This is a genomic window from Pseudomonas emilianonis, assembly GCF_023072625.1.
GTDB lineage: Bacteria > Pseudomonadota > Gammaproteobacteria > Pseudomonadales > Pseudomonadaceae > Aquipseudomonas > Aquipseudomonas paraveronii.
In genome coordinates this window covers 1-12,086 of the sequence record NZ_JAKNRV010000150.1, presented here as the reverse complement: position 1 = coordinate 12,086, position 12,086 = coordinate 1, and the positions used below count along the sequence as shown (strand labels likewise).

The 12,086-nt window shown below is 62.6% G+C and carries 9 protein-coding genes; 2 read left to right on the top strand and 7 right to left on the bottom strand.

The window, feature by feature from the left end; genetic code table 11:
• A partial coding sequence (locus L9Z73_RS16115; protein ID WP_247402776.1) for a CoA-acylating methylmalonate-semialdehyde dehydrogenase occupies window positions 1–1,338 on the top strand: 1,338 nt, incomplete at its 5' end.
• A 331-nt stretch (window positions 1,339–1,669) separates the two neighbouring features.
• Here L9Z73_RS16115 and L9Z73_RS16110 read toward each other — a convergent pair.
• The 5 genes from L9Z73_RS16110 to xylA form a co-directional block, all read right to left on the bottom strand.
• Window positions 1,670–1,978: a DUF6124 family protein gene (locus tag L9Z73_RS16110; RefSeq protein WP_017847906.1), complete on the bottom strand. Its 309-nt coding sequence runs from the start codon at window positions 1,976–1,978 to the stop codon at window positions 1,670–1,672.
• A 445-nt stretch (window positions 1,979–2,423) separates the two neighbouring features.
• Complete coding sequence (locus L9Z73_RS16105; protein WP_247402774.1) at window positions 2,424–3,560, bottom strand: sugar ABC transporter permease; 1,137 nt, start codon at window positions 3,558–3,560, stop codon at window positions 2,424–2,426.
• On the bottom strand, window positions 3,561–5,105 hold the full coding sequence (xylG, locus tag L9Z73_RS16100) for a D-xylose ABC transporter ATP-binding protein (protein WP_247402772.1): 1,545 nt from the start codon (window positions 5,103–5,105) through the stop codon (window positions 3,561–3,563).
• Window positions 5,106–5,110: 5 nt separating this feature from the next.
• Entirely contained in the window at window positions 5,111–6,112 is a 1,002-nt protein-coding gene (gene xylF / locus L9Z73_RS16095; protein WP_247402769.1) for a D-xylose ABC transporter substrate-binding protein, read from the bottom strand.
• 173 nt (window positions 6,113–6,285) lie between these two features.
• The gene (xylA, locus tag L9Z73_RS16090) at window positions 6,286–7,602 is read right to left on the bottom strand and encodes a xylose isomerase (RefSeq protein WP_247402767.1); all 1,317 of its coding nucleotides are present in this window, start codon (window positions 7,600–7,602) and stop codon (window positions 6,286–6,288) included.
• A 139-nt stretch (window positions 7,603–7,741) separates the two neighbouring features.
• Between xylA and L9Z73_RS16085 the strand changes: the two genes are divergently transcribed.
• A complete protein-coding gene (locus tag L9Z73_RS16085; RefSeq protein ID WP_247402765.1) occupies window positions 7,742–8,917 on the top strand; it encodes a XylR family transcriptional regulator in 1,176 nt (391 codons plus the stop codon).
• Here the strand turns inward: L9Z73_RS16085 and L9Z73_RS16080 are convergent.
• Together L9Z73_RS16080 and L9Z73_RS16075 are read right to left on the bottom strand one after the other, a co-directional pair.
• Window positions 8,914–10,191, bottom strand: coding sequence for a carbohydrate porin (locus L9Z73_RS16080; RefSeq protein WP_247402762.1), 1,278 nt, complete (start codon window positions 10,189–10,191; stop codon window positions 8,914–8,916). The genes L9Z73_RS16085 and L9Z73_RS16080 overlap by 4 nt on opposite strands.
• A 57-nt stretch (window positions 10,192–10,248) precedes the next feature.
• Window positions 10,249–12,086: membrane-bound PQQ-dependent dehydrogenase, glucose/quinate/shikimate family (locus L9Z73_RS16075; protein ID WP_247402760.1), on the bottom strand; the 1,838-nt coding region annotated here is incomplete at its 5' end.

Genomic DNA, 12,086 nt, shown 5'->3' with positions numbered 1-12,086 from the left:
GCCGACTGGGCCGACACCCCGCCGATCCGCCGCGCCCGCGTCTTGTTCCAATACCTGCACCTGCTGCGCGAACGCAAGGACGACCTGGCGCGCATTATCGTCGCCGAACACGGCAAGGTCTTTACCGATGCCCAGGGCGAAGTCGACCGTGGCATCGACATCCTCGAGTTCGCGTGTGGCATTCCCAACCTGCTCAAGGGCGAACATTCCGATCAGGTCTCGCGTGGCATGGACAACTGGACGATGCGCCAGCCCCTGGGTGTAGTCGCTGGCGTCACGCCGTTCAACTTCCCGGTGATGGTGCCGATGTGGATGTACCCGATCGCCATCGCGGCGGGCAACACCTTCATCCTCAAGCCTAGCCCGACCGACCCGAGCGCCGCGCTGTTCATGGCCGAACTGCTGCGTGAAGCCGGCCTGCCCAAAGGCGTGTTCAACGTGGTGCAGGGTGACAAGGAAGCGGTGGACGCGCTGATCGAGCACCCGGACGTCAAGGCCGTGAGCTTTGTCGGCTCGACGCCGATTGCCCAATACATCTACGAAACCGGCGCACGCCACGGCAAGCGCGTCCAAGGCCTGGGCGGCGCGAAAAACCACATGGTGGTGATGCCCGACGCAGACATCGAGCGCACCGTCGACGCGCTTATGGGCGCGGCCTACGGCAGTGCCGGCGAACGCTGCATGGCGATCTCGGTGGCGGTGCTGGTGGGCGATGTCGGTGACAAAGTCATCGCCGCCCTGACCGAGCGGGCCAAGACCCTGCGCATCACCGACGGCCGCGACCTCAAGGCCGAAATGGGCCCGATCGTCTCGCGCGCCGCGCTGGAACGCATCAGCGGCTACATCGAACAAGGCGTCCAGGCCGGCGCGCACCTGCTGCTCGACGGGCGTGATTACGTGCCGACCGAACCGGGCCTGGAAAACGGCTTCTGGCTCGGCGCGACCTTGTTCGACCATGTGACTAAAGAGATGAGCATCTACCGCGAAGAAATCTTCGGCCCGGTGCTGGCCTGTGTCCGGGTGAATGACTTTGCCGAGGCCGTAAAGCTGGTCAACGACCACGAGTTTGGCAACGGCGTCAGCTGCTTCACCCGCGACGGCAACATCGCCCGCGAATTCGCGCGGCGTATCGAAGTGGGCATGGTCGGCATCAACGTACCGATCCCGGTGCCGATGGCCTGGCACGGCTTTGGTGGCTGGAAGAAAAGCCTGTTCGGCGACATGCATGCCTACGGCACCGAAGGGGTGCGCTTCTACACCAAGCAGAAGTCGATCATGCAGCGCTGGTCGGAGAGCATTGAGCAAGGTGCGGAGTTTGCGATGCCCGTCTCCAAATGACAGCCTAAGGAGCACAGAGAAACCCATGTGGGAGGGGGCTTGCCCCCGATGGCGGAGTGGCAGTCACTGCATGAGTGCCTGAACCACCGCTATCGGGAGCAAGCCCCCTCCCACAGAGGTTATGCGGTGTCGGTGAGAATGGGGTTTATCGGCGACCTGCCCGCGTACTCACATTCACCCACACCGCCGCTCAAACAATGGAATGCGGTCAATGTGGGAGGGGCGGTGCGACGGTTCGACTTGCCCCCGATGGCGGAGTGTCAGTCGACAACGACTTGGCTGACCCGCCGCCATCGGGAGCAAGCCCCCTCCCACATTTTTTTGCCCGTGGTCAGGCAGTGGTCTTCGTGGGCCTGAGGCACTCGATGGAGCGGTCCACCGTGGTCTTGGCGATTTCCAGTAAATGCCACACCGCGAGGATCTTCGCCCGCTCCGGTTTCTCCAGCAGCTCCCCACAATCCAGCGCAGTCGCCGAAGCGCTGTCCAGCAAACTGGCGGTGTAGAGCAGGGCGTCTTCGAAGCTCAGGTCTTCGTTGACGGCGTGGAAACCTTGGGTGGGCAGGTAATGGTCGATGGCACGGTTGAAGGCAGCGCGGTCTTTGGTGGGATCGATGGGTGGGTCGGGTAGGGCTTTGGTCATGGTGAAACTCCTGTCTGATCAAGGAGACGGCACTCTTCGCGACTAAACGAAGGTGGCGGCTGTACGCAGGTTAGTCGACCGGTCAGAACAGGAACCCGGCGCGCCCGAAGGCGCCCTGCGCACAGCCACCATTGAGCTTCATGGGACCATGCGCCTGTTCTGAATCCGGGCGACTAAACCCGATCACTGATTTGGCAGTGACGGACCGCAGACTAGCCATCGATTCCAACAGGCACAAGGCGGCGCAGATTGTCTAGGAAACGTCCTGCAATTTAAAGCGACACGGCTTGCTGGCCCTTTACAAACCGTGACCAAATGCCACTAACTCCAATGAAATGCGGTCCATGTGGGAGGGAGCTTGCTCCCGATGGCGGTGGCTCAGTCGACAATGACTTGGCTGACCCTCCGCCATCGGGGTGCCCCCTCCCACATGGGAGAATGGGGTTTATCGCCGGCCCGCCCGCGTACTCACATCCACCCACACCGCCAGCACCAGAATGCTGCCCTTGACGATCATCTGCCAGTAACTGTCCACATCCAGCATCGACATGCCGTTATCCAGGCTGGTAATCACCAACGCCCCGAGCAACGCGCCATACACCGTGCCCGAGCCGCCGCGCATGGAGGTGCCGCCGATAAAGCACGCGGCGATGGCGTCGAGTTCGCCCATGTTGCCCGCCGACGGTGAACCGGCGGCGAGGCGGGCGGTGTTGACCAGGCCGGCGAGGGCGCACATCACGCCCATGATGCCGAAGATCCACAGTTTCACCGCCTGCACGTTGATGCCCGACAGGCGCGTGGCTTCCATGTTGCTGCCCACCGCATACACGCGGCGGCCGAAGACGGTCTGGCTGGTGACGTAGCTGAACACGCCGAGCAGCACCAGCAACAGCAGCACCGGCACCGGGATGCCGTCGTAGCTGTTGAGGGTGGTGACGAACCCGGCCAGCACCGCGCCGATCACCCCTACGCGCAGTACATCGCGCATCAACGAATGCGCGGCCAGCCCGTGCAGTGCGCGGTTGCGCCGTTGTTTCCAGGTCAAGAACAGGGTCAGGGCCAACAGCAAAACCCCGAGGCCGATGCCCACCGCATGCGGCAAATACCCCTGGCCCACATACACCAGCGACGGCGACACCGGCGCAATCGTGGTGCCGCCGGTGATGCCCAGCAGAATCCCGCGAAACGCCAGCATGCCGCCCAGGCCGACGATAAACGACGGAATGCGCAGGTAAGCGGTCATGTAGCCGTTGGCCAAACCGATCATCAACCCGCACAACGCCACCAGGCTGAGGTTGGCCAGCAGCGGCAGGTGATAGACCACATCCAGGATCGCCGCCAGCCCGCCGAGCAACCCGAGCAACGAACCCACCGACAAATCGATCTCGCCGCTGATGATCACCAGCACCATGCCGCACGCCAGAATCCCGGTGATCGACATCTGCCGCAGCAGGTTGGACAAGTTGCGCGGCGTGAGGAAACCGCCCTCGGTCTGCCAACTGAAAAACAGCCAGATGAACGCCACGGCGATCACCAGGGCGAGCATTTTGTAGCGGGTAAACAGCTGTTTGAGCTGATTCATCTAAGCGGTCTTCCGATCATTATTATTTTGGCTGAGCGCGGCGGCGAGGACCTGTTCCTGGGTGAGGCCTGCATTGATGAAATCCCCACGCAACTGGCCGTCGCCGATCACCAGCACGCGGTTGGACACGCCGAGCACTTCGGCCAGCTCCGAGGAGACCATGATGATCGCCACGCCTTCGGCCGCCAGCGCGCCCATCAGTTTGTAGATCTCATACTTGGCGCCCACATCCACCCCGCGCGTGGGCTCGTCGAGGATCAGCACCTTGGGCTTGGCCATCAGCATTTTTGCGAGCACGGCCTTTTGCTGGTTGCCGCCGGACAGGCTGGTGATCGGCAAAAACGGGCTGGCGGTCTTCAGGTGCATGCGTGCGATCTGCTGGTCGATGCTGCCCAGTTCTGCTTCGGCGTCGATGCGCGTCAGGTGCGCATAGGTATCGAGTACGGTCAGGGTGATGTTCTGGCCCACGCCCAGGTCGGGAATGATGCCTTGGCGCTTGCGGTCCTCGGGCACCATGCACAGCCCGGCGCGGATCGATTTGAGCGGCGTGCGCGTGTCGATCCGTTGGCCGTCCAGCCACACCTCGGCGCTGTAGCGGCCCGGGTAGGCGCCGAACAGTGCCGACACCAACTCGGTACGCCCGGCGCCGACCAGCCCGGCAATGCCGAGGATTTCCCCGCGCTTGAGCACGAAGGAAATATCGTCGACGCGTTTGCGCTTGGGGTTGTCGACGTCGTAGCAGGTGACGTGGCGTGCTTCGAACATCACCTCGCCGATCTCATGGGGCTCGGTGGGGTAGAGGTTGCTCATTTCGCGCCCGACCATCTGCGTGATGATCTGCGGGATGTCCATGTCGGCCATGGCCGTGGTCGCGATGTGTTTGCCATCGCGGATCACCGTGATGGTGTCGCACACCGCCGCCACTTCATCGAGCTTGTGGGAGATGTACACGCAGGCCACGCCCTTGGCCTTGAGCCCCTTGATGATGTCCAGCAGCACCTCGATTTCCGAGCGGGTCAGGGCCGAGGAAGGTTCGTCGAGGATCAACAGCCGTGCCTGCTTATTCAGGGCCTTGGCGATTTCCACCAGTTGCTGGTAGCCGCCGCCGTACTGCGACACCGGCAGCGCGACGTTCATGTCCGGCACCTTGAGTTCACGCATCAACGCTTCGGCGCGGTGCAGCATCGCCGGGTAGTTCATGCGCCCGCCGGGCAGCGTCAGTTCGTGGCCCATGAAGATGTTCTCGGCCACCGACAGGTCCGGCACCAGGGTCAGTTCCTGGTGAATGATGACGATGCCGGTGGCCTCGGTTTCGCTGATGGACTGGGCCTTGAGCGGCTGCCCGTCCCAGAGGATTTCGCCCTCCCAGGTACCATGCGGATAAACCGCCGACAGCACCTTCATCAAGGTGGATTTGCCGGCACCGTTCTCGCCGCACAGGCCGACACATTCCCCCGGCCGCACCTTGATATCGATGCCATTGAGCGCGTTGACACCGCCAAAACTTTTGACGATGCCGTTCATTTGCAGCAGGTAGTCAGCCATGGCGGTCACTGCCCGCCGATCTGCTCTTTGGTGTAGAACCCGTCCTTCTCCAACAGGTCGATATTGGCCTTGGTCAGTGGGGTCGGGGTGAGCAGGATGGTGTCGACTTTCTTGCTGCCGTTGTCGTATTGCGAGCTATAGGTGGGCTTTTCATTGCGTGCAAGCTGCACCGAGAGCTTGGCGGCTTCGGTGGCGATCAGCTTGAGCGGCTTATACACGGTCATGGTCTGGGTGCCGTCGATCACGCGCTTGACGGCGGCGAGGTCGGCGTCTTGCCCGGAGATCGGCACCTTGCCCGCCAGCTTCTGCGCGGCCAGGGCCTGGATCGCACCGCCGGCGGTGGCGTCGTTGGAGGCGACAATTGCGTCGATCTTATTGTCGTTCCGGGTCAGGGCGTTTTCGACGATGCTCAGGGCTTCGGTCGGGTTCCATTCCTTGACCCACTGCTGGCCAACAATCTTGATATCGCCCTTGTCGATGGCTGGTTGCAGCACCTTCATCTGGCCTTCGCGCAGCACCTTGGCGTTGTTGTCGGTGGGCGCGCCGCCGAGCAGGAAGTAGTTGCCCTTGGGCGCCGCCTGCAGCACGCCATTGGCCTGCATTTCGCCGACCTTTTCGTTATCGAAGGAGATATAGGCGTCGATGTCGGCGTTGAGGATCAGGCGGTCATAGGACACGACCTTGATCCCGGCCTTCTTGGCTTCGGCGACGGCGTTGGTCAGCACGGTGGCGTTGAACGGCACGATCACGATCACATCGACGCCGCGTGAAATCAGGTTTTCGATCTGGGATATCTGCTTTTGCTCGTTGGCATCGGCCGACTGCACGAAGACCTTGGCGTCGAGTTTTTCCGCCGCCGCGACGAAGTAGTCACGGTCGCGGGCCCAGCGTTCCAGGCGCAGGTCGTCGATGGAAAAACCGATTTTCGGATGGGCGGAATCGGCCATCACCGGCAGGGCGAGCAGGGCCAGGGCGCTGGCGAGCAGCGTGCGTGTGAATGATTTCATGGTGGTGCGTCCTTTTATTGTTGTTGGAAAGACACTGTGCGAAGACTCTAGGCGAACACTGTAAAGGTGGCGAGGGAGCTTGCTCCCGCTGGACTGCGCAGCAGTCCCATTTTTCAGGGCCGCTTCGCGCCCCAGCGGGAGCAAGCTCCCTCGCCACACAAAGCTGTTTGCTGTCAGGTGTAGATAAACCGATTGACCACGCCTTCAAGCATCTCCTGCCGACCACTCACCGCCTGCGGGTTGAACTCGTGGGCAAACGCGTGTTCGGCCAGGGACTCAAGGCTGAACTCGCCGGCCAGTACCGCCTGGCCCAACGGCTGCTGCCAACCGGCATAGCGCTGGTCCTTGAACTGCTGCAACCGATCGTTCTGCACCATTGCCGCCGCGCGTTCCAGTGCCAGGGCGAGTACATCCATGGCGGCGACGTGGCCGTGGAACAGGTCGATCTCGTCCAGGCTCTGGCGGCGCACCTTGGAATCGAAGTTGTAGCCGCCGTTCTTGAAGCCGCCGGCCTTGAGGATTTCATAGGTCGCGAGGGTCATTTCCTCGACGCTGTTGGGGAACTGGTCGGTGTCCCAGCCGTTCTGCGGGTCGCCACGGTTGGCGTCGATGCTGCCGAAGATCCCCAGGGACACGGCGGTGGCGATCTCATGATGAAAGCTGTGCCCGGCCAAGGTCGCGTGGTTGGCCTCGATATTCACCTTGATCTCGTGTTCCAGGCCGTATTCATGCAGGAAGCCGAACACCGTGGCGCTGTCGTAATCGTATTGGTGCTTGGTCGGCTCCTGGGGTTTGGGTTCGATCAGCAGGTCGCCCTTGAACCCGATCTTGTGCTTGTGCTCCACCACCATGCGCATAAAGCGCCCGAGCTGTTCGCGCTCGCGCTTGAGGTCGGTATTGAGCAGGGTTTCATAACCTTCACGGCCGCCCCACAGCACATAGTTGGCGCCCTTGAGCCGCAGCGTGGCGTTCATCGCGCTGAACACCTGGGCAGCGGCGTAGGCAAACACCTGCGGGTCCGGGTTGCTCGCGGCGCCGGCGGCAAAACGCGGGTTGCTGAAGCAGTTGGCGGTGCCCCACAACAGCTTGATACCGGTCTGTTCCTGATGGCGCTCCAGGTGGTCGACTATCTGCGCAAAGTGGTTGCGGTACTCCTTGAGCGAACTGCCTTCCGGCGCAACGTCGGTGTCGTGAAAACTGTAGTAGTCGATGCCCAGCTTGGAGAAAAACTCAAAGGCCGCGTCAGCCTTGCCGATGGCCACTTCCATCGGCTCGCCGCTGCGCTGCCACGGGCGCTTGAAGGTGCCCATGCCAAACATATCGGCGCCGGGCCAGACGAAGGTGTGCCAGTAACACGCGGCCATGCGCAGGTGCTCGCGCATCGGTTTGCCGAGGATCAGTTTGTTGGCGTCGTAGTGACGAAAGGCGAGGGGGGAGTCGCTGTTGGGGCCTTCGAAGCGAACCTTCTCGACACCGGGGAAGTACGGCATGGCGTGTTCCTTATTGTTCTTGGCGGTGTCTGGATACTAGCAACGGCACCTGGCCTGCTGGTTATGAAAATCACCAAGGTGTAGTGCGATTTTGAGTGGCGGGGGCTAGTCTGTTGCCACTGGCCTTCGGACAAAAACAATGAAAACCCTACCGCCCGTCCACCGCATCGCGCTGTTGTTCAACGGCAGCAAAATCTACGACCGCGGCATCATCACCGGCATCGGCAATTACCTGAGCAGCACCCGCGCGTCCTGGGATTTGTTCCTCGAGGAGGATTTCCTCTGTCGCCTGCGCGGTATCGAGCGCTGGCAGGGCGATGGGATCATTGCCGACTTCGATGACCCGCTGATCGGCGAGGCGCTGGCCGACATTAAGTTGCCGGTGGTGGCGGTGGGCGGTTCCTATGAGGATGCGCGCGCCTACCCCGAGGGCATTCCCTATGTGGCCACCGACAACCATGCGCTGATGAAGCTGGCGTATGAACACCTGATCGAAGCCGGGCTGACCCGGTTTGCCTGTTTCAGCCTGCCGCCAGCCGAGGCCAATCGCTGGGCCCAAGAGCGCGAAAAGGCCTTCAAGCATCTGCTGCAACGCGACGGCTTGCCGGTGGAGGTGTATCGCGGCCTGGGCACCAGCGCGCCGTTGTGGGACAGCGCGGTGGAGCAGCAGATCGCCTGGCTGCACAGCCTGCCCAAACCCATCGGCATCATCGCTGTCACCGACGCCCGCGCCCGGCAACTGCTGCAAGCCTGCCTGACTGCCGGTATCGCCGTGCCGGAGGAGGTCGCGTTGATCGGCATCGACAACGACCCGCTGACCCGCACCCTCACGCGGGTGCCGCTGAGTTCGGTGATCCAGGGCACGGAAACCATGGGCCGCACGGCCGCCGCGTTGTTGCATCAGATGCTGCACGGCAAACCCTGCACCGGCACGCAGATCCTGGTACCGCCGGAGGCAATCAATGTGCAGGCCTCCAGCTTGCATCAGCCGTTGGGCAATCCGTATGTGATGCAGGCGCTGCTGTTTATCCGCCAGTACGCCTGCCAGGGCATCAAGACCGCGCAGGTGGCGGCTTATGTCGGCGTGTCGCGCTCATCCCTGGAAGCGCACTTTCGCAAGGAGCGCGGGTGCAGCGTGCATGACGAGATCCTGCGCTTCAAACTCGCCGCCGCCGCCAAGGGCCTGGAAAGCCACGAACTGGCGATTGCTGATATTGCGGCGAAGTGCGGCTTCAAGTCGGCGCAGTACCTACATACGGTGTTTCGCCGTGAATTTGGTTGCACGCCGCGGGAGTATCAGCAAGGCGTGGCCTAGAACACCGCCTTGACCTGCAAGCCCAGCACCAGTGCGTTGTCGATGTCCTTACCGGAAAACGCCCCAGGCTCGAGGATGTATTGCACATCCGGGCGCAGGTTCAGCCATGGCGTGGCCTGGTAGCCGTAACTGAGTTCGATCAGTTGTTCGGCGTTGTCGAGGTTGGGGTAGCTGGTACCGGCGTTGAAGGCGGCCAGCTCCTGCACATCGCGGCTGCGCGGGTTCTGCACGGCGCGGCCATAACCCAGGGCGAGGGTGTCGCGTGGCCGGTCTTCGAATGGTTTGTACAGCACGACGCCCGCGCCATACCACTTGGTGAACGGCGAGGCCGCTTCGCTGGCCGCGGAGTATTGGCCGAAGGCGTGCAGCACGCGACCTGCCGACGCGCTGGAGGCCCAGACTGCCTGGTCGATCAGCAGGTAGTGACCGCCGCGTCCGCTGACCTTCTCAGTGCTGCCGATGCGTTTCACATCGGAGCTGTCGTAGTAATAGCCCAGCTTGTATTCACCCGGCAGCGTGCCGGCCTGTTTGTACACCAACTCAATCGGTACCACCGTGCCGGTGGTGTGCTTGGGGCTCAGCTTCCAGGCGCGGCTGGAGTTGCCATTACTCTGCGGGTCCACGTTGAACGCGGCCACGCGCAGTTGCCAGGACGGCGAAAAGTCGTATTTCACCCGCGCGCCCAGGCGGGCATTCGGGTAGTTGGTCCAGCCGCTGCCGCCGGACATGTTCAGTGGGTGCCCGCAGAAACCGGCGTTCATGAAGTTGCATAGGATGCCGCTGTCCAAGCCTCCCAGGTCGTTGCCCATCGCCATATAACCGAGCTTGAGGTTCAACGCCGGGGTGAACAGCGTGCGCTCGTAGCTCAACTCGGTCAGGCGGGTGTAGAGGCCGCCGTAGTTTTCCTGGATCGGCAGGCGGTTGCCTACCAGGTCCTCGGAAGCGCTGTTGCCGCGCCGGTCGTTGATGGTCAGTTGGATACGGTCGCCGTTGTTCAAGCCGTACAACTTGCCCAGGTCGAACTGCACGCCCAGCTTGATGTTTTGCGAGTAGCGTGCCGAACGGTGTAGGCCGCCGTGGGCGTTGTACGCGGTTTCGCCGCTGTAGTCGCCGGTGAAGCGAACGCCTTGCTCGTCGAGTTCACGGCGCAGGCCGCCCCAGTCGCCGGTCAGGGTGGTGTCATCGGCTTGGGCGGGCAGGGCAGCACCAAACGCCAGGCCCAGCAGCAGGCGCCCAACGAGGTTGTTGGGTAAAAAGTGAGAAGCAGGAGGCATGCGTGGTCTTCCAAAAACACAACGCGCGGTACGGGGGTACCGCGCGAAAGGGCAGGGTTATGGCAGGGCGTAGGCGATCACATAGTCGCCACGGTCGGTGGACTGGCGCGCACCGCCGGCAGTGATCACGACGTACTGTTTGCCGGTTTTCGGCGACACATAGGTCATCGGGCCGCCTTGGCTGCCGACGGGCAGGCGGGCCTTCCAGATTTCATCACCGTTGCCGCTGTTGAAGGCGCGCAGGTAGAAGTCCTGGGTGCCGGCGATAAAGATCAGGCCGCCCTGGGTCGACAGCGTGCCGCCGAGGGTCGGCAGGCCGATCTTGATCGGCAGGTGCATGCGGATGCCCAGGGGGCCGGTGTCTTCCACGGTGCCGACCGGTACTTGCCAGGCGATTTTCTGGGTCTTCATATCGATGGCGGTGAGGGTGCCGAATGGCGGCGCCTGGCACGGGATGCCGGCCACCGACAGGAAGCGGTTTTTGTTCACCGCATACGGCGTGCCCTTGAGTGGCACCGCGCCCATGCCGGTGTTCAGCGCTTCGCCACCGGACGTAGCCTGGGCCTTGTTCTGCGATGGGATCATCTGAATCCACAGGCCCAGGCGCATGTCGTTGACGAAGATAAAACCGTGTACCGGGTCGGTGGAAATACTGCCCCAGTTCATGCCGCCCAGGGAGCCGGGGAAGCTCAGCGATTTGTCGGTGCCCGGCGCGGTGTACAGGCCGTCGTAGCGCATGCCTTTGAAGTCGATGCGGCACAGCAACTGGTCATAAGGCGTGGCGCCCCACATGTCCGACTCGGTCAGGGTCTGCGCGCCGATCTGCGGCATGCCCAGGGATTTTGGCTGGGTTGGCGAGTACGGTTCGTTGGGGATATTCGCCGCCTTGACCGGCACTTCCTGCACGTCGGTCAGCGGCTTGCCGGTGGCGCGGTCGAGCACATAGATCTGCCCGGCCTTGGTGCCGATCACCACCGCCGGTACGGCTTTGTCGCTGCCCGGTGGGGTGAAGTCGATCAGGCTCGGTTGCATCGGCAGGTCGAAGTCCCACAGGTCATTGTGGACGGTCTGGTACACCCACTTTTCAGCACCGGTGGAGGCGTCCAGCGCCAGCACGGAAGCCCCGTATTTGTGGTTCAACTGGGTGCGTTCCACGCCATAGATATCGGTGGACGAGCTGCCCATCGGCAGGAACACGGTGTTCATCAGCGGGTCATAGGACATCGGCGCCCAACTGTTGGGCGTGCTGCGCACATAGGTGCTGCCTGCTGCCGGCGCTTGTTTGTCGTCCGGATTGCCCGGGTCGAAGGCCCAGCGCATTTGCCCGCTGATCACATCGAAGCCACGGATCACGCCACCGGGCATGTCGGTCTGCACGTTGTCGGCCACGCGGCCACCGACCACCACGGTGGTGCCGGCGATCAACGGTGCCGAGGACAATTGGTAATAACTGTCGGGTACAGCGCCCAGCCCGGCTTTGAGATCCACCTGGCCGTGGGTGCCGAAGTCTTCGCAGAATTTACCGGTGTCGGCATCCACGGCGATCAGGCGCGCATCAATGGTGTTGGTCAGCAAGCGACGCTGGCACTGCGCACCGGCTGCCACGCTGGCGGCGATGATCGGCGAGCTGTTCGGCTGGGTCGGCTGTGCGATCGGCGCGGTGGCATCGAAATACGCCATGCCTCGGCAACGCTGCCATACCGCCGACTTGGCGTTTATTGCGTTCTTCCACAGCTCTTTGCCGGTGTCGGCGTCCAGGGCGATCAGGTTGTCGGGATCGAGCCATATCCGCATGGCATATTGCGCACCGAATAACGTGGTATCGCCAACCCCATCGACCCTTCCGATCGCGTCCTGGATGTTGGCCGAGACATAGTTCGAGAGATCGGCACCAT